The organism is Microbacterium sp. SL75 (assembly GCF_026625865.1).
Taxonomy (GTDB): Bacteria; Actinomycetota; Actinomycetes; order Actinomycetales; family Microbacteriaceae; genus Microbacterium.
The window spans coordinates 2,698,631-2,721,953 of sequence record NZ_CP113067.1 but is presented as its reverse complement, the minus strand read 5'-3'; the positions used below and the strand labels follow the sequence as shown (position 1 = coordinate 2,721,953).

Genomic DNA, 23,323 nt, shown 5'->3' with positions numbered 1-23,323 from the left:
CGGCGCACCCGGCCGCGCGCGCCGATCGGCGTCGTGCACGCGACGCCCGACGGTGCGAGACTGGAACGATGGACGCCCCCTCCACCAGCGACACGACCGCGACGACCGCCGAGCCTCAGATCCCCGAATCGCAGACTGCCGAACCGCAGTCCGCGGACGTCGAGCTCGACGCCCCCAGCAACCGCAAGGCCCCGTTCCCGCGCGGATTCCTCGACACGATCTCGACCGGGTGGGCCGAGCACCCCGCCGCGCTCCCCGAGCCGCGCGAGCAGGCCGCCTGGGCTGCACGTCGCCGAGCCCGCGTATCGGAGGCCTTTCTCGGCCAGCGCGTCGTCGTACCCGCCGGTGGGCTGAAGCAGCGCAGCAACGACACCGACTACCCCTTCCGCGCGCACTCCGCCTTCGCACACCTCACCGGCTGGGGCAGCGACGCCGAGCCCGACGCCGTCCTCGTCTTCGAACCGCGTGACGACGGTCACGAGGCCGTGCTGTACTTCCGCGAGCGTGCCGACCGCACCACGGCGGAGTTCTACTCGGATGCCACGGTCGGCGAGTTCTGGATCGGCCCCCGCCCCGCCCTCGACGGCGTCGCCGCCGATCTGGACCTGGCCACCGCGCACCTCGAGGACTTCCAGGTCGGCGAGAACGACCGCACGGTCGGCGACGACGACGAGGTCACCCGGTTCGTCTCGGAGCTGCGCCTGGTGAAGGACGAGTACGAGCTCGCCGAGCTGGCCCTGGCCGTCGAGGTGACCGGCCGCGGGTTCGACGACATCGTCGCCGAGCTCCCCCGCATCATCGCGCACCCGCGCGGCGAGCGTCTGGTCGAGGGCGTGTTCCACCAGCGCGCCCGCTCCGACGGCAACAGCGTCGGCTACGACACCATCGCCGCCTCGGGCCCGCACGCCTGTTACCTGCACTGGACGCGCAACGACGGCGCGGTCAAGCCCGGAGATCTGATCCTCGTCGACGCCGGCGTCGAGGTCGACAGCCTCTACACCGCGGACATCACCCGCACGCTGCCGGTCTCGGGCACCTTCACCGACATCCAGCGCCGCATCTACGAGACGGTCCGCGAGGCCGCAGACGCCTCCTTCGCCGCCGCGAAGGTCGGCGTACCGTTCCGGCGCCTGCACGAGGCCGCGATGGAGGTCATCGCCGCGCGCGTCGCCGAGTGGGGCCTGCTTCCCGTCACGGCCGAGGAGGCCCTCGACGCCGACAAGGGCGGCCAGCACCGTCGCTACATGGTGCACGGCACGAGCCACCACCTCGGAATCGACGTCCACGACTGCGCCCAGGCCCGTCGCGACATGTACTACGACGGTCTGCTCGAGCCCGGCATGGCGTTCACGATCGAGCCCGGCCTGTACTTCCAGATCGACGACCTCACCGTCCCCGAGGAGTACCGCGGCATCGGCGCGCGCATCGAGGACGACATCGTCATGACGGCAGACGGTCCGGTGAACCTGTCGGCAGGCATCCCCCGCACGGCCGACGAGGTCGAGGAGTGGATCGCCCGGCTGTCGCGATGACGTTCACGCCGCCGGCATCGTTCACCACCCGGCCGACGCTGCGAGGCACCTTCGGGATGTCGGCGTCGACGCATTGGACGGCGACGGCCACCGCGCAGGCGGTGCTCGAGCGCGGAGGAAACGCGTTCGACGCCGCCGTCGCGGCCGGCTTCGTGCTGCACCTCGTCGAGCCGCACCTGAACGGCCCCGGGGGTGACCTGGTCGCCCTCGTGCGACCGGCCGGAGCGGCTGAGCCCGTCGTTCTCATGGGTCAGGGCCCGGCACCGGCCGCCGCCACCATCGAGCACTTCCTCGGACGCGGGCTCGACCTGGTCCCGGGCTCGGGCGGCCTCGCGGCGACAGTGCCCGGCGGCGTCGACGCGTGGTTGCTGCTGCTGCGCGATCACGGCACGTGGGAGCTCGCCGACGTCCTCTCCTTCGCCACGGGCTACGCGCGCGACGGACACCCGCTAGTCGCGGGAGCCGCCGCCACGATCGGCCGCGTCGCCGACCTGTTCCGCGACCATTGGTCTTCGTCGAAAGACCAGTGGATGCCGACCGGCGAGCCGCCCGCACCCGACACGCTGGTCCGCAATACGGCGTGGGCCGATGTGCTCGACTCGCTCGTGGCCGCGGGCCATGACGCCGCCGACCGGGAGTCGCGTATCGACGCCGCGCGCGAGCGCTGGATGAGCGAGGTGCTCCCCCGGGCGGCGACGTTCCTGCACGAGCCGCACCGGCACGCCGATGGCGGCGATCATCCCGGCATCCTGACGACCGCAGACCTCGCGTCGTGGCGCGCGTCGTTCGAAACCGCCGTGTCGGTGTCGTTCCGCGGATGGGACGTGTTCAAGGCGGGCGCCTGGTCGCAGGGACCAGCTCTGCTCCACACGCTCCGTCTGATCGAGGACGCGGACGACGTGGATCCCGGCTCGGTGGAGGGGGCGCACCTGCTGCTCGAGGCGCAGAAGCTCGCCTATGCCGATCGCGATGCGTGGTTCGGCGACACCGACGAAGCCGCAGAGGCCGCCGCCCTGCTGAGCGACGAGTACGTCGCGACACGGCGCGCCCTCCTCGGGCCGGATGCCTCCGCCGAACTTCGCCCCGGCTCCCCCGATGGTCGCGAGCCGGTCCTGCCTCCGCTGCGCACGACGCAGCGGGTCGCGTCCGGGTCCACGGGGGAACCGACGGTCGATCGCTCGGGCCAGACCCGAGGGGACACCTGCCACCTCGACGTGATCGATCGCTGGGGCAACGCGATCTCGGCCACCCCGTCCGGCGGCTGGCTGCAGTCCTCCCCCACCGTCCCCGAACTCGGGTTCTGCCTGGGCACGCGACTGCAGATGGTGGTGCTGGAGCCCGGGCACCCGGCATCCCTCGTTCCCGGTCGCCGCCCGCGGACCACCCTCACCCCGACGTTGCTGACGCGCGGCGACGAGGTCGTCGCGCTCGGCTCCCCCGGCGGCGACCAGCAAGACCAGTGGCAGCTCCCCGTGCTGCTGCGCCTGCTCGTCGGCGGCTACTCCCCGCAACAGGCGATCGATGCCCCGACCCTGCACACCACGGCGCTCGTCGACTCGTTCTGGCCGCGCACGTGGTCGCCGGCGGGAGCGGTGGTAGAAGATCGCCTGGGCGAAGACCTGATCGCCGGCCTCGAGCGGCGCGGACACCGCGTGCGCCGGGCCGGGGACTGGGCTCTCGGGCGCGTCAGCGCGGTCGGTCGCGACACCGACGGACTGCTGTGGGCAGCCGCGAACCCGCGCGGTGCGCAGGGGTACGCCGCCGGTCGCTGACGCGGCTAAACCCCCCGCGCGAACCCGGCGACGACGCTCGCCAGCCCGGCGCCGATCTCGTCGGCCGGGCGGCGCGCGCCTTTGACTTCGAAGGAGTGATTGCCGCCGGCGACCCAGTGCACGCGGGCGTCCTGGCACGACGCGACCACCTCTTCGAACTGCTCCCGCGGATCGATGAACGGGTCGTTCTCGCCCTCGACGAAGAGCTGGGGCACCGTGATGCGCGGGAGGTGCTCGCGGCGCGGCTTCTCGGGTCGCCCCGGCGGATGCAGCGGATAGCCCAGGTACGCCAGGCCCGCGGGAGAGATCACACCCTCGGCGGCGGCGACGGATGCCATGCGCCCGCCGTACGACTTACCCGCGGCGGTGAAGGGTCCGGGCTCGGCTGAAGCGAGCCAGGCCTGCACGCCGACCCAGGTGGCGAGGGCGTGCGCGGCGGGTCCGGGCATACGCCGGCCCGCCTCGACGTAGGGGAACACGAATCGCAGGACCGAGACCCCCTCGGTCACCAGCGCATCGGAGAGACCCGTCAAGAACGGGTGTTCCATGCCGGCGCCCGCCCCGTGCGCCAAAGCGACGGTCGCCGAGGAGTCGGGGGCAGCGGACCACAGCCCCGACACCTCGGTGTCGCCCGTCGGCAGCGCGACGGCGATGCGGACGGGCTCGGCGCTCACCGCTCGGTGGGGGCGGGGTGCTCGTCGGAGCCGTCGCGAGCGTCGGCGGGACGCTCGGCGTCTCGCTGGTCGTCCGCGGGGCGCTCAGCCGGCGGCGCGATCCGCTCGCCGAACCGCGGCGGCTCGTCGTCGCGCGGGGCGGGGGCCTGAGTCGGCGCGGGCGGACGCGGAGGGGCGACCGGCGCGGCCGTGCCCGGGGCAACGCGCTCGCCGTACTGCGGCGGGGAGGTGTCGGGCGCCGCCGGGCGCGAGGCAACGCTGCGACCGGTGCCGGCACCCGAGGGGCCGACGATCCCGCGGGCCTTGTGGACGCTCGGGGCCGCGACGCACACGTCGTAGTGGTCGGCGGTGACCTGCATGACCGAGGCGAAGTCCCGACGTCGGCGCACGATCGAATACGTGCCGATGCTGAGGATCATGCCGAGCGCCATACCGACCAGCAGAACGCCGACGAAGGCGGAGATCTGCACGGTCGGCATCCCGAGCACAAAGATGAAAGCGAACAGCAGGCCGAGCATGAGGCCGTTCAGCGCTCCCGAGCGGGCCGCCGTGGCGTAGCCGAGCTTGCCGGTGATGCGCTCGATGGAACGCAGACCCGAGCCGACGATCGCGATGTCGCGAGCGGGTACTTCTCCGGCGATGAGAGAGGACACGGCCTTCTGCGCCTGCTCGTAGGTCGGGAACGAGGCGATCTTCTCGCCGACCTCGTCGCGGCCGGCACCCGGACGCTGCGCGAACATACTCATTTCACCATCCTGTCACGCGCGCCTGACCGTTCCACCGGTGTTGCATAGGAGGTGCGGACTACGCTGGTCCAGTGAGCACGCAAAGGGTATTCGTCGCCCGCTTGGCGGGCTGCACGGTGTTCGACCCGGCGGGAGACCGTCTGGGTAAGGTGCGCGACGTCGTGGTGATCTACCGCGCGTCCGCCGCGCCGCGCGTCGTGGGGCTCGTCGTCGAGATTCCCGGACGGCGACATGTGTTCGTGTCCATCGGGCGCGTCACCTCCATACAGGCCGGTCAGGTCATCACGACCGGCCTGATCAACGTGCGCCGCTTCCAACAGCGCGGGGGCGAGGTGCGTGTCATGGCGGAGATGCTCGGCCGTCGCGTGCGCCTCGTCGACGGTTCCGGCACCGCCGTGATCGAGGACGTCGCGATCGAGCGCAACCGCCTGGGCGAGTGGGATGTGGGGCAGCTGTTCCTCCGCCGCCCGCGCACGAGCGCGTCGCCCTTCGCCAAGGGCGCGACGACCTTCGCCGCGTGGGGCGAGGTGCGCGAGAACCAGACGCCCGGCGAGGCGCAGTCCGCCGAGCAGCTGGTTGCGACCTATTCCGAGCTCAAGCCGGCCGACCTCGCCAACACGCTGCTCGATCTTCCCGAGGAGCGCCTCATCGAGGTCGCCGAAGAGCTGAGCGACGACCGCCTGGCCGACGCCCTCGAGGAGATGCCCGAGGACGAGCAGGTGCACATCCTCGAGCAGCTCGGGGACGAACGCGCCGCCGACATCCTCGATGCCATGGAGCCCGACGACGCGGCCGACCTTCTCGGTCAGCTCCCCGAGTCGCGCTCCGAGCAGCTGCTCGACCTCATGGAGCCGGAAGAGGCCGACGACGTCCGCGCCCTCCTGCAATACGGCCCCGACACCGCGGGTGGTCTCATGACGCCGGAGCCCATCGTGCTCTCGGCCGACGCGACGGTGGCCGAGGCCCTGGCCCTCATCCGGCGGCACGAGCTGCACCCCGCCCTCGCGGCATCCGTCTTCATCACCCTGCCCCCGTACGAGACGCCCACCGGGCGTCTGCTCGGCACGGTCCACTTCCAGCGCATGCTGCGTTACCCGCCGCACGAGCGCCTGGGCGCGATTATCGACGACACGCTCGAGCCGGTCACCGCAGACGCCACCGCGGCCGAGGTCGCCCGTCTGCTCGCGAGCTACAACCTCGTGTCGCTGCCCGTGGTCGATCAGGCGCACCGCCTCGTCGGCTGCGTGAGCGTCGACGACGTGCTCGACTACCTGCTGCCCGACGACTGGCGCACGCACGACAGCGACGATCCGAGACCCCGGACGACCACGAGGTCCACCGCGACCGCGAGCATCCCCCAGATCACCCCGCAGACCCCGAGGAGGCGCTGATGGCACGCAACAACCGCAAGCCCGCTCTCGACGCCCCGCGCGGCCGCACCGGCGTCCTGGCCCCGCGCGCTCCGCAGCCCTCGCGCGACCGCTTCGGACGGTTCACCGAGTGGGTCGCCCGCGCGATGGGGACGCCCACCTTCCTGCTGTCGCTGACGCTGTTCTGCGTGGTGTGGATGGGCTGGAACTCGATCGCGCCCGACGAGTTGCGTTTCGACTCCGCAGCGATCGGCTTCACCGCGCTGACGCTCGTGCTCTCGCTCCAGGCCTCGTACGCCGCTCCCCTGATCCTGCTCGCGCAGAACCGACAGGACGACCGCGACCGCGTGCAGATCGAGCAGGACCGTCAGCGTGCCGAGCGAAACCTCGCCGACACCGAGTACCTCGCCCGCGAGATCGTGGCGCTGCGCATGGCCGTGCGCGACCTGACCGACGAGGTCATCACGAAGGACACGCTGCGCGCCGAACTGAAAGCGGCGCTCGAGCGCCTCGACGACCACGACGACGCTCCTCGGCCCGCCTCGTGACCGACGCCCTCGCCGAGAGCGTTCGCCGAGCGGTCGCCGCCGTCACCGATCCGGAACTACGACGGCCGCTCGGCGAGCTCGACATGGTGCGCGAGATCACGGTCTCGGGTGCGTCCGCCGAGGTGGGCATCGCCCTGACGATCGTCGGCTGCCCCGCCGCGGATCGCATCGAAAGAGACGTCCGGGATGCCGCGGCCTCGGTCGCCGGCATCGACGCGGTCGACGTGCGGGTCGGGGTGATGTCGCCCGACGAGCGCAAGGCCCTCACCGAGAAGCTGCGCGGTGGGCGCGCGAAGCGCGAGATGCCTTTCGGCCCGGACTCGCTCACGCGCGTGATCGCCGTCACGAGCGGTAAGGGCGGAGTGGGCAAGTCGACCATCACCGCGAACCTCGCCGTGGCGCTCGCGGCGAAGGGGCTTCGCGTCGGGCTGATCGACGCGGACGTGCACGGATTCTCGATCCCGGGCCTTCTCGGCCTCGTCGACGACGACGGCCTGCCGCCGGCCCCCACCAAGCTCGACGACCTGATCCTGCCACCCGTGGCGTACGGGGTGAAGGTCATCTCGATCGGCATGTTCCTGCGGCGACCCGGAGAGGACGCCGCGGGAGCCGTCGCTTGGCGCGGACCGATGCTGCACCGCACCGTTCAGCAGTTCCTCACCGACGTGTTCTTCGGCGACCTCGACGTGCTGCTGCTCGACATGCCTCCGGGCACGGGCGACGTCGCGATCTCGGTGGGGCAGCTGCTCCCCCATGCCGATGTGCTGGTCGTCACGACCCCGCAGGCGGCGGCCGCCGAGGTGGCCGTCCGCTCGGGGCTCGTCGCACGCCAGACCGGCCAGCATCCGATCGGGGTGATCGAGAACATGGCGGCCATGACCCTCCCCGACGGCACCGTGCTCGACCTGTTCGGCGCGGGCGGCGGCGAGGAGGTGGCACGCGCCCTGTCGAGCGACGACGTGCGCGTGCCACTGCTGGCATCCGTGCCGCTCAGCCCCGCGCTCCGCGCCGGCGGTGACGACGGACGACCCGTGGTCCTGTCGCAGCCCGACGACCCTGCCGCTCGCGCGATCGACGCCGCCGCCTCGGCATTGGCCGTGCGCCCGCGGGGTCTCGCGGGCAAAGCGCTCCGCCTGAACGTCTGACCCTCGCCGCCACCCGTCACGGTGCGACCCCGGGCCACGGCATCCGGATCGCACTCTCCGCCGCGCCGCCACGGCGAGCCGCTCCCGCCACGAGAACAGGGCGACGCCACGAGAACAGGGCCATTCGTGGCGGATCGGCCTGTTCCGGTGACATCCCCTGTTCTGGTGACACGCGGTCTGACGCCGCCCCGACCAGTTCCGGCCTCTTCGACAGCCTCAGGGACCTCCGCCCGGGGCAGCCGCCGGAATCCGCGTCAGGTCGCCTCGTCGTCGAACGGCGGGAGCTCGCCCGCCACGAAGGGGGTGGATGCCGGTTTCTCGCGCGCTGCGAGAGCGGCGGCGCCCGCGGCACGCATGGTCGCCGTCGGGGTGTCGTCGAGCAGCGCCTCGCGGATGATGCGGCGCGGGTCGTACTGACGCGGGTCGAGCTTCTTCCAGTCGACGTCGTCGAACTCCGGGCCCATCTCGTCGCGCATCCGCGTGCGCGCACCCTGAAGCGTCTCTTTCGCACGCTTGGTGAACTTGGCCAACGCCTCCGCGTAGCGCGGGAGGCGCTCGGGGCCGACGAGGACCGCTGCGATCACGCCGATCAGCATCAGCTTCTCGATCGTGAGGCCGAAGAACATGGGACCAGATTACCGGCCTCGCCTAGGGGGCGAGCGACCATCGGCCGTCTAGCCTGATCTGAGGAGGTCCACGTGAGCGGTCATGAGGCGAACGAACGGTTCGTGCAGGAGTCGACGGTCGAGCCCGAGCACATCGCTCGCGCCCGGGCGCACGCGCTCGAGCTCGGAGCGGCGCCGATCAGCCCCGCGGTCGGAGCCCAGGCGGCCGTGATCTCGGCGGCATCCCGTGCTCTCAACATCGTCGAGGTCGGCACCGGAGGCGGAGTTTCGGGCCTGTGGCTGCTGCACGGCTCGCCCCGTGCGACGATCACGACGATCGACAGCGAGCCGGAGCACCTCGGGGCCGCCCGCTCCGCGTTCATCGACGCCCGCGTACCCGCCGCGCGCGCCCGGTTCATCACCGGTCGGGCCTCCGACGTCCTGCCGCGCATGAACGAGGCGTCGTACGACATCGTCTTCATCGACGCCGACCCCGAGGGCGTCATCGAGTACGTCGAGCACGGTCTGCGCCTCGTGCGCGCCGGCGGAACGGTGCTCATCCCCCGTGTCCTCGCGCACGGTGCGGCCGACCCGGTGCGCCGCGGTCCGGTGACCACGGCCTACCGTTCGCTCATCCAGGAGGTGCAGTCCTCCCCCGCCGTCATCGGCGCACTGTCGACCACCGGCGAAGGGCTGCTGCAGCTCACGACGCGGCCGACCGAGGTCTGAGTCTTCCGAACGCACGAAGAAGGCCGGCCCCCGAAGGGACCGGCCTTTTCTGCGTCGATGGTCGTCAGGCGGTGACGACACCACCGAGCACGTCGTAGAGTTCCTTCGCCTCGGCGTCGTTCACCGAGACGACGAGTCGCCCGCCACCCTCGAGCGGCACGCGCACGATGATCAACCGGCCCTCCTTCACGGCCTCCATCGGTCCGTCGCCGGTACGCGGCTTCATGGCTGCCATCGCGGCCCCCTTTTCGTCGTTGGTCTGCCTGAGAAGTTTACCGGTATCCTGCGCGGCGGGTCGTACCGCGTGGTCGACGGACGTGAACGGGGATCAGGGAATCTGCCAGTACGCGTTCGCGAGGGCGTACATGTTGTAGATCCACCACCACTGTCCGAGCAGAGCGAGAGCGAGGACGCCGATCCGCCATCGGCGTGATTGCGGCACCGCGAGAGCCCCCCACAACGGCGAGATCGGCACCAGCAACCGGAAGATGCTCGACTGCGGGAAGAACACCAGCAGCAGGTAGACCAGGTAGCTCGCCGACCACAGTCGCACCTCGATGCCGAGGCGCTTCACCTGCGGGGAGAACAGCAACAGCGCGGCCACGGCCAGCACGAGCACTGCCAGGAAAACGTATCCCGTCGCCGCGCCCAGCCCCCAGCGGGCGAACCAGAATCCCGCGGCCTGCACGAACCCGTCGACGGGGAGGAACCCGCCGCTCGAATCGCCGAGCCAGTTGCGTCGCCACGCGAGCTCGGTGGCGAGATACGCGCCGGGGTCGCCGGTGACGAAGCCCGCGATCGCCTGCCACGCGAAGCCCACGACGACCGAGAGTCCGCCCAGGGCCACGAGGTGCGCGATATCGCGCGTCGGCAGCGGATCCGTCCGACGATGGAGGAAGCGATGGATGCCGTAGAGCCCGAGGAACAGGGCGAAAGCGAGGATGCCGGGGCGTGTGAAACCCATCGCGGGAACGAGCAGGTAGAGCCAGGTCCATTGCCGCCGCTGAACACACCGGATAGCGAGGAAGAGTAAGAAGAGGAACAACGCCTCGGCGTACCCCACCTGGAACAGGGCTGCCAGCGGCCCGCACGCGAAGAAGACCACGGCCCACATCGCAGCCGACGCGCCGATGCGCTCGCGCAGCAGGGAGTGCAGCACGAGACAGGCTCCGTAGCCCGCGGCCAGCGAGATCGTTATGGCCCCCGCGCCCCACGACCCGAGCAGGAAGCCCAGCCCGGCCGAGAGGTACGAATACAGGGGCATGAACGCCCAGGCGTTCTCGGCGACGTGACCGCCCGCGGCGATCGGCAGATCCACCGGGTACCCCGACACCGCGGCGAGCCAGTACCACTGCGCGTCCCACCCCAGGGCGAGCTTCTCGAGCGAGGGCGCGATGCCGTAGCGCGAACCCGGGCCCGACAGCGCTGACGCGAGAAGGAAGAAGCCCGTCGTGACCACGCGCGCAGCGATGTAGACGATCGCGATGCGCGCCGCCAGGGGCAGACGCTCCCCCCAGGCGACCCGCGTGCGCGTCGTGGCCGCGGTGGTCACGACCCGCTCAACCAGGCACGCAGGCCTTGCTCGACGGCGTCGATCTGCGCGAGCGGCACGCGCTCCTCGTCGTGGTGCGCGAGATGCGGGTCGCCGGGGCCGTAGTTGACGGCCGGGATGCCGAGGGCCGAGAACCGCGCCACATCGGTCCAGCCGTACTTGGGTTTCGGCGTCGCGCCCACGGCATCCACGAAGTCTCTCGCGAGAGCCGCGTCGAGGCCCGGGCGAGCGCCCTCGGCCACGTCGACGATCTCGACGTCGAAGCCGGTGAACACGTCGGTGACGACGCGGATCGCAGCCGCGGCGTCGCGGCTCGGAGCGAAGCGGTAGTTGACCTCGACGGCGCACGCGTCGGGGATGACGTTGCCCGCGACACCGCCCGAGATGCTCACGGCATTGAGGCCCTCGCGGTAGACGAGACCCTCGACCTCGATCTCGCGGGCTCGGTACTCGGCCAGGCGCGCGAGGATCGGCGCCGCCTTGTGGATCGCGTTCTCGCCGATCCACGAGCGGGCGCTGTGCGCGCGTACGCCCTCGGTGCGCACGATCGCGCGAAGCGTTCCGTTGCAGCCGCCCTCGACCTCGCCGTTGCTGGGCTCGCCGAGGATGGCGAAGTCGCCCTCGAACAGATCCGGGCGGTTGCGCGACAGCCGACCGAGGCCGTTCAGAGCGGAGTCGACCTCTTCGTGGTCGTACCACATCCACGTGATGTCGACCGGGGGCTCGGTGAGCTCGGCGGCGAGCTTGAGCTGCACCGCGACGCCGGCCTTCATGTCGACCGTCCCGCGCCCCCAGATGACCTCGACCCCGTCGACCGTGCGGTCCTCGACGGGGAGGTTCCGGTTGATCGGCACGGTGTCGATATGCCCGGCGATCACGACCCGGCGCTCGCGCCCCAGATTGGTGCGGGCGACGATGGTGTCGCCATCGCGGATGACCTCGAGATGGACGTACGCGGAGACGGCGGCCTCGATGGCATCCGCGAGAGGGGTCTCATCTCCCGAGACGCTGTGGATGTCGCAGACCGCTCGGGTGAGGGCGGCCGAGGACTGGGTGAGGTCGAGCGCGAGCATGCCCCGATCTTCGCACAGGCGGTGCCCCACTACCCTGGGACCGTGAGCAACGAACGACGCATCAGCGCTGCCGGCCTCTCGACACGAACCACCGGGGGGACAGTGCTCGATGCCTGGTTCCCGAAGCCGGTCCTGGGCGACTCGAACGACCTGGATGCCGAGAAGGCGGCGCTCGCATCCTCCACGGGCCCCGATGAGCGACGCGGAGTCGTCGTCGAGACGGTGTCCCTCACGATCGACGCCGACGAGGCCCCCGCCTCGACGATCGATGCCTACCTGCGTCTGCACGCGCTGTCGCACCTGCTCGTGCGCCCCAACGAGATCAACCTCGACGGGATCTTCGGCCACCTTCCCAACGTCGCCTGGACCAACGCCGGCCCCGTGCACCCCGACGACGCGGCCCGGCTGCTGCCGCAGCTCAAGCGTCACGGTATCGAGCTGCAGGGTCTCGACAAGTTCCCGCGCCTCACCGACTACGTGCTCCCCGCGGGCGTGCGCATCGCCGACGCTTCGCGTGTGCGCCTGGGCGCGCACCTCTCCCCCGGCACGACCGTGATGCACGAGGGCTTCGTCAACTTCAACGCCGGCACGCTCGGCTCCTCGATGATCGAGGGCCGCGTGTCGCAGGGCGTCGTCATCGGTGACGGCACCGACATCGGCGGCGGCGCCTCGATCATGGGCACACTGTCGGGCGGCGGCACCCACCGCGTCTCGATCGGAGCGCGCACGCTGCTCGGCGCGAACGCGGGTATCGGTATCTCGCTCGGCGACGACTGCGTCGTCGAGGCGGGTCTGTACGTCACCGCCGGAACGAAGGTGAAGGTCGGTGACGAGACGATCAAGGCCGGGGAGCTTTCCGGCCGCGACGGCATCCTGTTCCGCCGCAACTCGCTCACCGGCACCGTCGAGGCCTCGGCCCGCGCGGGTGTCGGCGTCACCCTCAACGAGGCGCTGCACGCCTGAGGCGCGACACGCCTGAGGCGCGACACGCCTGAGGCGCGATCGCTCGGGCCGGGGCGGTGCGGGCATTGCGTCGCCGCGGGGTGTCGCGCTGCGTCGACGTCCCGCTGCCTCCCCACCCCGCGCATAAACGCGATCCGCGCTCAGAAACGCGAGCACAGCGCGTTTACGCGCGGTGAGAGTGTTTATGCCGCGGCCGAACCCACCGGGGGGCCACCGCGCGCAACGCTGTACCCGGGGCGCGACGCGGCCGGCCCGCGGCATCCGCCCCTCACGCATAAACGCTCCCCGCGCGCACAAACACGCTCTCCTCGCGTTTACGCGCGCCAAGAGCGTTTATGCGTGCAGCCGAACCCACCGACGTGCCCGCCGCGCGCAGCGCCCTACCCACACGAGCCCACCGCGCGCAGCGCTGCACCCGGGGCGCGACGCGCCCGGCCCACGGCATCCGCCCCTCACGCATAAACGCTCCCCGCGCACACAAACACGCTCTCCTCGCGTTTGCGCGCGCCAAGAGCGTTTATGCGTGCAGCCGAACCCACCGACGTGCCCGCCGCGCGCAGCGCCCTACCCACCAGGGCCCACGAGGCCCAGCGCCGCACCCGCGGAACCCGCCGCGCGCAGCGCCGCGCCCTTGGCGCTCGCCCCGCGCACGGCGAAACGCCCCGCCCCTCGCGAGAGGGACGGGGCGTTTCGGATTCGGTCAGACGCCGGGATAGTTCCGCTCGGCGGCACCCGTGTACAGCTGCTGCGGGCGACCGATCTTGGTCTGCGGGTCGGTAATGGCCTCGCGCCACTGCGCGAGCCAGCCGGGCAGGCGTCCGATCGCGAACAGCACGGTGAACATGCGCGTGGGGAACCCCATCGCCTTGTAGATCACGCCGGTGTAGAAGTCGACGTTCGGGTAGAGGCGACGCTCCTTGAAGTAGTCGTCCTCGAGAGCGATCTGCTCGAGCTCTTTGGCGAGGTCGAGCAACGGGTCGCTGACGCCGAGGGCCTCGAGCACCTCGTCGGCCGACTCCTTGACGAGCTTGGCGCGCGGGTCGTAGTTCTTGTAGACGCGGTGACCGAAGCCCATGAGCTTGACGCCCTGCTCCTTGTTCTTCACCCGCTCGACGAAGCGCTCGACGCTCTCGCCCGAGTCGCGGATGCGCGCGAGCATCTGCAGCACGGCTTCGTTCGCGCCGCCGTGCAGGGGACCCGAGAGCGCCTGGATACCGGCCGAGATCGAAGCGAACTGGTTGGCCCCTGTCGAGCCGACGAGGCGCACGGTCGAGGTCGACGCGTTCTGCTCGTGGTCCTCGTGGAGCATAAGCAATAGGTCGAGGGCCTTCGTCATGACGGGGTTGGCCTCGAAGGGCTCGCTGTGCACGCCGAAGTTCAGCTTGAGGAAGTTGTCGACGAAGCCGAGCGAGTTGTCGGGGTAGAGGAAGGCCTGACCGATGCTCTTCTTGTGCGCGTAGGCCGCGATCACGGGGAGCTTCGCGAGCATGCGCACCGTGTTGAGCTCAACGTGCTCGGGGTTGTGCGGGTCGGACTCTGCCTCGTAGTAGGTCGAGAGCGCGGCCGTCGCGGCCGACAGCACCGACATGGGGTGCGCCGTCGGGGGCAGAGCCGAGAACAGGCTCTTGAGGTCTTCGTGCAGCAGCGTGTGACGGCGGATGCGCTCGTCGAAGGACGCCAGCTCGGATGCCGACGGCAGCTCGCCGTAGATGAGCAGCCACGCGACCTCGAGGTAGGTGCTGTTCTTCGCCAGCTGCTCGATCGGGTAGCCGCGGTAGCGGAGGATGCCCTGGTCACCGTCGATGTAGGTGATGTCGGACTTGGTCGACGCCGTGTTGACGAAACCATAGTCGAGCGTGGTGTGACCGGTCTGCTTCGTCAGCGACGCGATGTCGATGCTCGGAACGCCGTCGGTGCCTCGCAGGACCGGGAATTCGGCGGTGGTGCCCCCTACCGTGAGAGTGGCCTTGTCCTGCTGCGTGCCCGCGTCGCTCACCGCGCCTCCTTGCGATTTCTGGTCGCCCGTGTGGTCGAACGCGGGGGCTTGCGGCACCCCGCGATCTTCTCGACCGATGGATGCCACGGGGGTGTCATCCTGGTCGGCCTTCGCCCGGAGGGTCACCCGAGCACAAGGCTTTTACAGCCTAGTAGGCCCACCGACGTACGGATGACACCGCCTGAGGAGGTTGCCCTCCTCGGCCGAGACCGTCGCCACGACGGCGATGAAGGACGACGACCCGTGATCGACGTCGTCGCGCGGGAGCCGCGACTGCCCGGCATCCGACGGGGTGAACATCTCGAGCGATTCTCGGCGTGACGTCGCCGCTCTCGGTCCCGTCTCAGTCGGGCATCTCGCGCGATCGCCCGGCGTAGACGGCCGGAGTCACCCCGAAACGACGGCGGAACGCCGAGATGAAACTGCTGACCGAGTCGTATCCGACCGCGGGGGCCACGACGTGCACCGGTTCTCCCTGCAGCAGAAGACCCACGGCGGCGTGCAGGCGCGCGCGCACGCGCCACTCGCGGAAGGTGCGCCCGGTGTCGGCGACGAAGGCCCGCGCGACGGTTCTGGCGCTCACACCCACCTCGGCCGCCCAGGCGTCCAGGTCGCGCTCGTCGTCGGGCCGGTCCAGCAGGGCGACGGCAACGGCCCGTGCCCGCGGGTCCTGCGGCAGCGCGACGACCTCGCGCGCGACGGGAGCCTCGGCGACGAGGTCGCTCAGGATCGCGAAGCACGACTGGCGGCGCCCCTCTGCACGATCGCCCGCGGCGAGGTGGCTCAGCAGGGCGCCGCCGAGCGGGTCGAGGGCGAGCACCCGGGCGCGCTCCCACCCCGTGCGCGCGGGCCGGTGACGCTGGTCGACGTAGGCGCTGACGAGTTCCCCCGGCTCGGTGAAGCGCATCTCGTGGAGGACGCCGGCGGGGATCCAGACCTGGTGGTCGCGGCGCAGGTGCCAGCGGTCGGCCCCGACCGAGACCTCCATGGAGCCGGACGCCATCCAGGCGAGCTGATCCTCCTCGTGGCGGTGCGGGTCGAAACCGGCGCCGGCACTGACCGACGTCGAGATCACCGCGAATTCCGCCGATGTCCAGTGGCGACTATGGGTGGCCTCGGATATGGCATCCGTCGATCCGGGATGTTCGCTACGCGACATCACGGTGTCGTGATCCAGCACCGAATGTCTCCTCACGACGATGGCGGCCAAGGTAAGGCAAGGCTAACCTAGCGGCGCCCGTCCCATCGACCCGAGAGTCCGCATGCCTGCTCCCCGCCATCGCTCCCGCCCCGTGCGCCTCGCCGCACTGGGCTCCGTCCTCGCCGTCGCCGCGGCCCTGCTCGCCGGCTGTGGCAGCACTGCCGAGGCCGGCGCCCGTAACGCCACCTACTCGACACAGCCGAGCGACACCTTCCCCGTGACGGTCACCCACCAGTTCGGCGAGACGACCGTCACAGCCGAGCCGCAACGTGTCGTCGTGGTCGGCCTGACTGAGCAGGACGTCCTGCTCGAGCTCGGCACGCCCCCGGTCGCCACGACCGAGTGGTACGGCGAACAGCCCTATGCCGTCTGGCCCTGGGCCACGGATCTGCTCAACGGCGCCGAGCCCACCGTGCTCTCCGCGACCGACGGCCTCGAGTTCGAGAAGATCGCCTCTCTCGAGCCCGATCTCATCGTCGGCACGAACGCCAAGCTGACCGCCGACGACTACACCAAGCTCAGCGCCATCGCCCCCACGATCGCGAGCGTCGCCGGCACCGAGGGCTACTTCTCGGACTGGAAGGGACAGACCCGTCAGATCGCGCAGGCGATGGGGCGCAGCGCCGAGGGCGAGAGCCTGATCACCGGAATCGAAGAGAAGTACGCGGCAGCCGCCGCGGCGCACCCCGAGTTCGCGGGCAAGACCGCGTCGTTCTCGCAGGGCGGCCCGTGGCAGGGCAGCATCTACGTCTACCCCGACGGCTTGAACACCGATTTCCTCACCGATCTGGGCTTCGTGATCACGCCGGGGCTCGACAAGTACGTGCAGCAGAAGGGCGCGCAGGCGCTCATCTCGGGTGAGAACATGTCGCTCATCGACGCCGACGTCATCGTCTTCGCCACCGAGAGCGCCGAGTCGCTGCCCGCGCTGCTCGACTTCGGCACGACCCGCTCGTTGAGCGCGGTCGCCGGCGGCCGAGCCGTGTACACCGACGCGGAGCTGGCCGGAGCCATCTACTTCCTCACCCCGCTGAGCCAGAAGTACGCTCTCGACGAGCTCGTGCCGCGCCTCGAAAAGGCCGTCGCGGGGACCTCGCCGCAGAGCGTCGAGGGCTGATCCTCCGGTGACACCCTCGCCGTCGGTCGCGTCGCGCCCCAGCGCGCGGCGCGACCGCCTCCCCTCGCTCCCACGGCGTCGGCGGGCCGCCGGTCTCGTCATCGCCGTGCTGGCGCTCGCCCTAGCGGCGGGCCTGAGCATCGCGGTCGGCTCGAACGCGCTCGGCCCCACCGAGATATGGCACGCGCTGACCAGCCCCGACGGCGGTGTCGGCGATCAGATCGTGCTCGACCTGCGCCTGCCGCGCACGATCGCCGCGATCGTCGCCGGAGTGGCCCTGGGCCTCGCCGGCGCCCTGATCCAGGCCTTCACCCGCAATCCGCTGGGCGATCCCGGCATCCTGGGGGTGGATGCCGGAGCAGCCCTGTTCGTCGCCGTCGGCGTCGTGCTGGGGGCCGTGACGGCACTGCAGTTCCTACCGTGGGCTTTCGGAGGCGCACTGCTGGTCACGGTGACGGTGTACGCGATCGGCGGTGTCGGACGCGGCGGGCCCGACCCGGTGCGCCTGACCCTGGCCGGTGTGGCCGTCGGAGCCGTCCTGATGGGGATCACCAGCGCGATGATGCTGCTGGATCCGGTGACCTTCGCGCGACTGCGCGGCTGGAGCGCCGGGTCGTTCGTGGAGCGCGGCTGGGACGTCATCGTTCCCGTGCTGCCCTTCGTCGGAACCGGCGTCGTCGTTGCCCTCGCGTGCGCGCGGTCGCTGAACGCCCTGGGCCTCGGCGACGACCTGGCCGCCTCCCTCGGCACGCGCCTCGTGCGCACGCGCGTGCTGTCGGTCGTCGCGATCACCGTGCTCGCCGGGTCGGCGACCGCGATCGCCGGCCCCATCGCCTTCGTCGGGCTCATGGCCCCGCACGTCGCGCGCTGGATCGTCGGCCCCGACCAGCGCTGGATCCTGCCGTACACGATGGTCATCGCCCCCACCGTGCTGCTGCTCTCCGATGTGATCGGGCGGGTGGTGCTGTGGCCGAGCGAGGTTCCCGTGGGCATCGTCACCGCGTTCGTGGGCGCGCCCGTGCTCATCGCGCTCGTCCGGCGCGCGAAGGCGAGCAGCCTGTGACCGCCCTCTCCCCCGGCTCCAATCGGCCGGAAGCAGGTCGCGGTCTCGCGGGCGGCCCCCGCACCGTCGTCGTGCGCCACGGGCTGCTGTCGCTGCGCCTGCGCGTGCGCACCCTCGCGGTCGGCGGCGCCATCGCCGCGGTCGCCCTCGCGCTGGCGATCCTCGCCCTGTGCCTGGGCGACCTGGCGCTCACCCCCGGCCAGGTGGTCGGCGCCCTGCTCGGGATCGACGGCGGCTTCACCGCCACCGTCGTGCGCGAGTGGCGTCTGCCGCGCGTGCTCGCGGCCCTGATCTTCGGTGCCGCCCTGGGCGTCTCGGGCGCGGTGTTCCAGTCGCTCACCCGCAATCCGCTGGCCAGCCCCGACGTCATCGGTCTGTCCGCGGGCTCGTACGCCGGCGGGCTCAGCGTCATCCTCCTGGTCGGGGCCGGTGCCGGCACTGTCGCGGTGTCGGGAGGCGCGATCGGCGGCGGTCTCGTCGCGGCTGCTCTCGTCTACGCGCTCGCGTACCGCCGCGGCATCCAGGGTTTCCGTCTGATCGTGGTGGGCATCGGTGTCTCCGCCATGCTGCAGGCGCTCAGCACGTACCTGCTGCTGCGCGCGAAGGTCGAGGTCGCGATGATCGCCGCGGTGTGGGGCGCGGGTTCGCTCTCGCCGGTCGGCTGGTCTCAGGTGCTGCCCGCCACCGGGGTCATCGTCGCCGCGTGCGCTGCGCTGGGGCTGTTCTCCCGTGCTCTGTCGCGCCTCGAGCTCGGCGACGATGCCGCCCGGGCACTCGGCATCCGGGTCGAGAAATCGAGGCTGGGGCTGGTCGTCTGCGCCGTCGCACTCACCGCCGCGGTCACCGCGTCCGCCGGTCCGATCGCCTTCGTGGCGTTGGCCGCCCCGCAGATCGCCCTCCGTCTGACCCGCACCGCGGGCATCGCTCTCGCACCATCGGCGCTCGTCGGGGCGGTCGTGCTGCTCGCGTCCGACATCGTCGCCCAGCACGTGCTGCCCATTCCCCTGCCCGTGGGCCTGGTCACGGTCGTCGTCGGCGGGCTCTACCTCGTCTGGCTCCTCATCCACGAAACCCGGAGACGCGCATGACCGCTCCCGCCCGCCTCACCGCCCAGGGCCTCACGATCGGCTACGACCGGCGGGTGATCTCCGAGAACCTATCGATCGCCATCCCCGACGGATCGTTCACCGTGATCGTGGGGGCGAACGCCAGCGGCAAATCGACCCTGCTGCGCGCGCTCGCCCGCCTGCTCGCGCCGACCGCGGGCGTGGTGCGCCTCGACGACCGGCCGCTGGGCGAGTACCAGCCGAAGGAGCTGGCGCGCGCGGTGGGTCTGCTGCCGCAGACCTCGCTCGCCCCCGACGGCATAACGGTCATCGACCTCGTCGCCCGCGGACGGCATCCGCACCAGGGGTTCTTGCGGCAGTGGTCGATCGACGACGAAGCGGCGGTGACCGAGGCGATGGATGCCACGGGCACGGCCGATCTGTCGGGGCGGCTCGTGTCGGAACTCTCCGGCGGCCAGCGCCAGCGCGTCTGGATCGCCATGGCCCTGGCCCAGCAGACGCCCATCCTGCTGCTCGACGAACCCACGACGTTCCTCGACATCGCGCACCAGATCGAGCTGATGGAACTGCTCACCGATCTCAACGCCCAGGGGCGCACCCTCGTCGCGGTGCTCCACGACCTCAACCAGGCGGCCCGCTACGGCACCCATCTCATCGCCGTGAAAGACGGATGCGTCGTCGCCGAGGGCGCCCCGGCCGAGGTCGTGACGGCAGAGATGGTCGAGGAGGTCTTCGGGCTGCGCTGCGTGGTCACCCCCGATCCCGTCTCGGGGTCGCCCGCCGTGTCCGCCCTCGGACGGGATCGAACGGCGCCGCGATGAGGATGCTGCTTCAGGCGCCTACGGAGCCGATTCCCACGCGTGCACTGCCCGTGACCGATCGGACCACGCCACGCGGGCTGACGTGGCGGGTGGTGCGGGCTGCTCCCCGCTACTCGGTTCCCGCCGCCGCGCTGTCGATCACGCATCAGGTGGGCGAGGCCCTCGTCCCCGTCATCATGGGTCTCGCCATCGAGCGAGCGGTCGCCACCGGCGATCCGCTGCAGCTGGTGCTATGGCTCGGCCTGCTGGCGGCCGACTTCCTGATGCTGTCGTTCTCGTGGCGCTTCGGTTCGCGACTGGCCGAGCTCGGCACGCTCGCGGTGCAGCATCGCCTGCGCACGACGGTCGCCGCTCATCTGATGCGGCGGGCGCCACGCGCGGGCCGCCCCTCGGAGCAGCCGGGCGTCGCCCTCTCGCTCGCCACCTCGGATGCGAATCGTCTTTCGGAGGCCGTGTCCATCGGCGTGTACCCGGTCGGTCAGCTGGCCGCGGTGCTCTTCGGCGGCGCGGTGCTGCTCACCCTGTCGTGGCCCCTCGGGCTGGCCGTGCTCGTGGGCGCTCCGTTGCTGCTGTGGCTCACCGAGCGTGCGGGCCGGACCCTGCGCGACCGCAGCGGCGCCGAGCAGCGGGCCGCGGCCGCCGCCGCCGGCCGGGCGGCCGACCTGCTCAGCGGCTACCGTGTCATCCGCGGTATCGGCGCCGAGGCCGAGGCCGCGCGCCGCTACCGACAGGCCAGCCGGACCGCTCTGGCCGACACCGTGCGCGCCCGACGGGCCGAGGGCGTGTTCGGCGGGGCGATGAGCATCGTGACGGGCCTGTTCCTCACCGCGATCGCCGTCTGCGCGGCCGTCCTCGCACTGTCGGGATCGCTGAGCGTCGGCGCCTTCGTCGCGGTCGTGGGCCTCGCGCAGTTCCTCATCGACCCGCTCCGGGTGCTGGCGCTGTACACCGGGGCGTGGTGGGCCTCGTCGACGGCGTCCGCGGCACGCCTGCTCGACGTGCTCCGCGACACCGAACCCGACGTCGAGGGCGTCGAAGCGTCCCGCGCGCCCGCGCGCCCGGCCGAACAGAGCCTGCTCGCGGCCGGTTCGCCCACCGACGACCTCGCTGACGACCTCGCCGTTCGCCCGGGCGAGTTCGTCGTCGTCGCGTGCGCCGGCGAACGGTCCGTGGCGGTCGCCGCTGCCCTGCGCGCACGGCATCCGGATGCCCTCCACGCCCCGCACGTGGCGCACCTGTTCGCCGGAACCGTGGCCGAGAACGTCGCCCCGCCGGGAGCGGATGCCGAGACCCTGGCGGCCGCTCTGCGCGCGGCCGCGTGCGACGATCTCGCCGGAATCCTTCCCCAGGGGCTCGACAGTCGCGTCGGCGAGAACGGCACGGCACTCTCGGGGGGCCAACGTCAACGCGTCGCTCTGGCCCGGGCACTCGCACACGACCCCGATCTGCTCGTGCTGCACGACCCGACGACCGCGGTCGACGCCGTCACCGAGGCGCGCATCGCCGAAGGGGTGCACGCGTCTCGTCGCCACCGTCGCACCCTCGTCGTCACTCGCGCGCCCGCATTCGCCGCCGTCGCCGATCGCGTCGTGCACGTCGCCGAAGGAGACGACGCGTGAGCGTTCCGCTGCCCCTCGCCCCCGCCGGGGCGGTCGCGCGAGAGATGTGGCGCGCGTTCCCCCGGGGCTGGTGGCGACTGCCCGCACTCTTCGTCGTCGTGCTCGCCGCCGCGGCCGCCGGCGTCGTCGGTCCGCTCGCGCTCGGCGCGGTCGTCGATGCGATCGGCGCGGGTGGCGATGATCCGGGACTGGCCTGGACGCTCGCGGCGGTGATGGCCGGTGCCGTCGTGCTGGCGTCGGTGCTCACCGCCGTCGGGGCGGTATCGGCCTCGCGGCTGTTCGAGCACGCCCTCGCCTCCCTGCGCGAGCGCATGGTCGACACCGCCCTGCACCTGCCGCCGGCGCGCATCGAACGCGCGGGCACCGGAGATCTCGTCGCCCGGGCCGGAGACGACGTCGCGGAGGTCTCGGACGCGATCCCGCAGGTCGTGCCGGCGCTGGTCGGGTCCGCCTTCACGATCGTGGTGACGCTCGTCGGCATGGCCGCCATCGACCCGTGGTACGCCGTCGCGCTCGTCGTGGTGACGCCCCTGCACGTCTTCGCCGTGCGCCGGTACCTGCGCGCTGCGCCCGCGGTGTACGCGGCCGAACGCGCCGCCATGTCCGATCGCGCTCAGCACCTGCTCGACGCGCTCCGGGGACTCGAGACCGTACGCGCCTACCGCACGGAATCCGCCCACCTGTCGCGCATCTCGACGGCGTCCTGGGCGGTCGTGCGGTGGAGCATGCGCGCGCGCGGCATCCAGAACCTGTTCTTCGCGCGCCTGAACGCGGCCGAGTTCCTCGGCATGGCCGGGCTGCTCGTCGCCGGCTTCGTCCTGGTGGCGAACGGGGCGGGAACGATCGGCGGCACGACCGCGGCAATGCTGCTTTTCCTGCGCCTGTTCGGGCCGATCAACCAGCTCCTGTTCGTCGTCGACGACCTGCAGTCGGCCCTCGCCTCGCTTTCGCGCATCGTCGGCGTGATCCGCGCCGGGGCGCAGAACGCGCCCGTCGCGCGCCGCGACGACGAGCGGCCGGACCGCGGCACCGCAGCAGACGACGACCTCGTGCTGCAGGGCATCACGCACGCCTACGAAAGTGGTCACCCGGTGCTGCACGACGTGTCGGTGCGCGTCGCCTCGGGCACCACCGTGGCCGTGGTCGGCGCCTCAGGGACCGGCAAGTCCACGCTTGCGGCCATCGCCGCGGGTGTCCACGATCCGGTCGCGGGCAGGGTGCGTCGCCCCGGCAGGGTGGCCCTCGTCACGCAGGACGTGCACGTCTTCGACACCGACCTGCGCGAGAACCTCACCCTGGCCGCCCCCGACGCGGGCGACGACGATCTCGTCGAGGCGCTGCGGCGCGTGGGCGCGGGCGGCCTCGTGGCGCGCCTCGCCCGGGGGCTGGACGAACCCGTCGGCGCCTCGGGCACCCCGCTCTCGCCCGCCGAGGCACAGCTGATCGCCCTCGCGCGCGTGTCGTTGAGCGACCCCGCCGTCGTCGTGCTCGACGAGGCGACGGCCGAGGCCGGATCGGCCGAGGCGGGCCGACTCGAGGATGCCGCGCTCGCGATCGTGGAGGGACGCACCGCCCTCGTCGTCGCGCACCGGCTCAGCCAGGCCGCCCGCGCCGACCGCGTCGTGCTGCTCGAGGCCGGCCGCATCCGCGAAGAGGGCACGCACGACGAACTGCGCGAGGCCGACGGCCCCTACGCGCGCCTCTGGGAGGCGTGGAACCGCTCGAGCTGA

The 23,323-nt window shown here is 71.6% G+C and carries 21 protein-coding genes; 13 read left to right on the top strand and 8 right to left on the bottom strand.

Going from position 1 to position 23,323, the window contains the following annotated elements:
- The first annotated feature begins 68 nt into the window (after positions 1–68).
- Both OVA17_RS12805 and OVA17_RS12800 read left to right on the top strand, forming a co-directional pair.
- Complete coding sequence (locus OVA17_RS12805; RefSeq protein ID WP_267786931.1) at positions 69–1,532, top strand: aminopeptidase P family protein; 1,464 nt, start codon at positions 69–71, stop codon at positions 1,530–1,532.
- Positions 1,529–3,304, top strand: a complete 1,776-nt coding sequence (locus tag OVA17_RS12800) for a gamma-glutamyltransferase family protein (protein WP_267786930.1) — start codon at positions 1,529–1,531, stop codon at positions 3,302–3,304. Before OVA17_RS12805 ends, OVA17_RS12800 begins: the two co-directional genes overlap by 4 nt.
- A gap of 5 nt (positions 3,305–3,309) precedes the next feature.
- On the opposite strand, the gene OVA17_RS12795 is transcribed toward OVA17_RS12800, so the two are convergent.
- Together OVA17_RS12795 and OVA17_RS12790 are read right to left on the bottom strand one after the other, a co-directional pair.
- Positions 3,310–3,978, bottom strand: coding sequence for an alpha/beta family hydrolase (locus OVA17_RS12795; RefSeq protein ID WP_267786929.1), 669 nt, complete (start codon positions 3,976–3,978; stop codon positions 3,310–3,312).
- Positions 3,975–4,724, bottom strand: coding sequence for a general stress protein (locus OVA17_RS12790; RefSeq protein ID WP_267786928.1), 750 nt, complete (start codon positions 4,722–4,724; stop codon positions 3,975–3,977). Before OVA17_RS12790 ends, OVA17_RS12795 begins: the two co-directional genes overlap by 4 nt.
- A gap of 71 nt (positions 4,725–4,795) precedes the next feature.
- On the opposite strand from OVA17_RS12790, the gene OVA17_RS12785 reads away from it, so the two are divergent.
- Genes OVA17_RS12785 through OVA17_RS12775 form a run of 3 tightly spaced genes read left to right on the top strand, consistent with a single transcriptional unit; the run spans position 4,796 to position 7,787 of the window.
- Positions 4,796–6,115, top strand: a complete 1,320-nt coding sequence (locus OVA17_RS12785) for a magnesium transporter MgtE N-terminal domain-containing protein (protein WP_210074401.1) — start codon at positions 4,796–4,798, stop codon at positions 6,113–6,115.
- The gene (locus OVA17_RS12780; protein ID WP_210074399.1) at positions 6,115–6,642 is read left to right on the top strand and encodes a DUF1003 domain-containing protein; all 528 of its coding nucleotides are present in this window, start codon (positions 6,115–6,117) and stop codon (positions 6,640–6,642) included. The genes OVA17_RS12785 and OVA17_RS12780 overlap by 1 nt, the downstream gene beginning before the upstream one ends.
- Positions 6,639–7,787: an Mrp/NBP35 family ATP-binding protein gene (locus OVA17_RS12775; RefSeq protein WP_267786927.1), complete on the top strand. Its 1,149-nt coding sequence runs from the start codon at positions 6,639–6,641 to the stop codon at positions 7,785–7,787. Before OVA17_RS12780 ends, OVA17_RS12775 begins: the two co-directional genes overlap by 4 nt.
- A 254-nt stretch (positions 7,788–8,041) precedes the next feature.
- On the opposite strand, the gene OVA17_RS12770 is transcribed toward OVA17_RS12775, so the two are convergent.
- Complete coding sequence (locus OVA17_RS12770) at positions 8,042–8,413, bottom strand: Sec-independent protein translocase TatB (RefSeq protein WP_210074387.1); 372 nt, start codon at positions 8,411–8,413, stop codon at positions 8,042–8,044.
- A gap of 72 nt (positions 8,414–8,485) precedes the next feature.
- Here OVA17_RS12770 and OVA17_RS12765 point away from each other — a divergent pair, with 72 nt between their 5' ends.
- Positions 8,486–9,121: an O-methyltransferase gene (locus OVA17_RS12765; RefSeq protein ID WP_267786926.1), complete on the top strand. Its 636-nt coding sequence runs from the start codon at positions 8,486–8,488 to the stop codon at positions 9,119–9,121.
- A 64-nt stretch (positions 9,122–9,185) separates the two neighbouring features.
- Here OVA17_RS12765 and OVA17_RS12760 read toward each other — a convergent pair whose 3' ends face one another.
- The 3 genes from OVA17_RS12760 to dapE form a co-directional block, all read right to left on the bottom strand.
- Positions 9,186–9,356: a DUF3117 domain-containing protein gene (locus OVA17_RS12760; RefSeq protein WP_074615842.1), complete on the bottom strand. Its 171-nt coding sequence runs from the start codon at positions 9,354–9,356 to the stop codon at positions 9,186–9,188.
- Between the two features lie 93 nt (positions 9,357–9,449).
- Positions 9,450–10,673 carry a hypothetical protein gene (locus OVA17_RS12755; RefSeq protein WP_267786923.1) on the bottom strand — a complete coding sequence of 408 codons (1,224 nt, stop codon included), beginning with the start codon at positions 10,671–10,673 and terminating at the stop codon, positions 9,450–9,452.
- Complete coding sequence (dapE, locus tag OVA17_RS12750; RefSeq protein WP_267786921.1) at positions 10,670–11,746, bottom strand: succinyl-diaminopimelate desuccinylase; 1,077 nt, start codon at positions 11,744–11,746, stop codon at positions 10,670–10,672. Before dapE ends, OVA17_RS12755 begins: the two co-directional genes overlap by 4 nt.
- A gap of 42 nt (positions 11,747–11,788) precedes the next feature.
- Here dapE and dapD point away from each other — a divergent pair, with 42 nt between their 5' ends.
- Positions 11,789–12,709 carry a 2,3,4,5-tetrahydropyridine-2,6-dicarboxylate N-succinyltransferase gene (dapD, locus tag OVA17_RS12745; RefSeq protein WP_267786920.1) on the top strand — a complete coding sequence of 307 codons (921 nt, stop codon included), beginning with the start codon at positions 11,789–11,791 and terminating at the stop codon, positions 12,707–12,709.
- 700 nt (positions 12,710–13,409) lie between these two features.
- Here the strand turns inward: dapD and OVA17_RS12740 are convergent.
- Both OVA17_RS12740 and OVA17_RS12735 read right to left on the bottom strand, forming a co-directional pair.
- The gene (locus OVA17_RS12740) at positions 13,410–14,705 is read right to left on the bottom strand and encodes a citrate synthase (protein ID WP_115918874.1); all 1,296 of its coding nucleotides are present in this window, start codon (positions 14,703–14,705) and stop codon (positions 13,410–13,412) included.
- A 343-nt stretch (positions 14,706–15,048) separates the two neighbouring features.
- Complete coding sequence (locus OVA17_RS12735) at positions 15,049–15,780, bottom strand: helix-turn-helix transcriptional regulator (protein WP_267786919.1); 732 nt, start codon at positions 15,778–15,780, stop codon at positions 15,049–15,051.
- Positions 15,781–15,967: 187 nt separating this feature from the next.
- Here OVA17_RS12735 and OVA17_RS12730 point away from each other — a divergent pair, with 187 nt between their 5' ends.
- Genes OVA17_RS12730 through OVA17_RS12705 form a run of 6 tightly spaced genes read left to right on the top strand, consistent with a single transcriptional unit; the run spans position 15,968 to position 23,323 of the window.
- Positions 15,968–17,023, top strand: a complete 1,056-nt coding sequence (locus OVA17_RS12730) for an ABC transporter substrate-binding protein (protein WP_267786917.1) — start codon at positions 15,968–15,970, stop codon at positions 17,021–17,023.
- A 7-nt stretch (positions 17,024–17,030) separates the two neighbouring features.
- Positions 17,031–18,086 carry a FecCD family ABC transporter permease gene (locus tag OVA17_RS12725; RefSeq protein WP_210074372.1) on the top strand — a complete coding sequence of 352 codons (1,056 nt, stop codon included), beginning with the start codon at positions 17,031–17,033 and terminating at the stop codon, positions 18,084–18,086.
- Complete coding sequence (locus tag OVA17_RS12720) at positions 18,083–19,174, top strand: FecCD family ABC transporter permease (RefSeq protein WP_267786914.1); 1,092 nt, start codon at positions 18,083–18,085, stop codon at positions 19,172–19,174. Before OVA17_RS12725 ends, OVA17_RS12720 begins: the two co-directional genes overlap by 4 nt.
- Complete coding sequence (locus OVA17_RS12715) at positions 19,171–19,974, top strand: ABC transporter ATP-binding protein (RefSeq protein ID WP_210074368.1); 804 nt, start codon at positions 19,171–19,173, stop codon at positions 19,972–19,974. The genes OVA17_RS12720 and OVA17_RS12715 overlap by 4 nt, the downstream gene beginning before the upstream one ends.
- Before the next feature lie 50 nt (positions 19,975–20,024).
- Entirely contained in the window at positions 20,025–21,593 is a 1,569-nt protein-coding gene (locus tag OVA17_RS12710; RefSeq protein ID WP_267786913.1) for an ABC transporter transmembrane domain-containing protein, read from the top strand.
- The gene (locus OVA17_RS12705) at positions 21,590–23,323 is read left to right on the top strand and encodes an ABC transporter ATP-binding protein (protein ID WP_267786912.1); all 1,734 of its coding nucleotides are present in this window, start codon (positions 21,590–21,592) and stop codon (positions 23,321–23,323) included. Before OVA17_RS12710 ends, OVA17_RS12705 begins: the two co-directional genes overlap by 4 nt.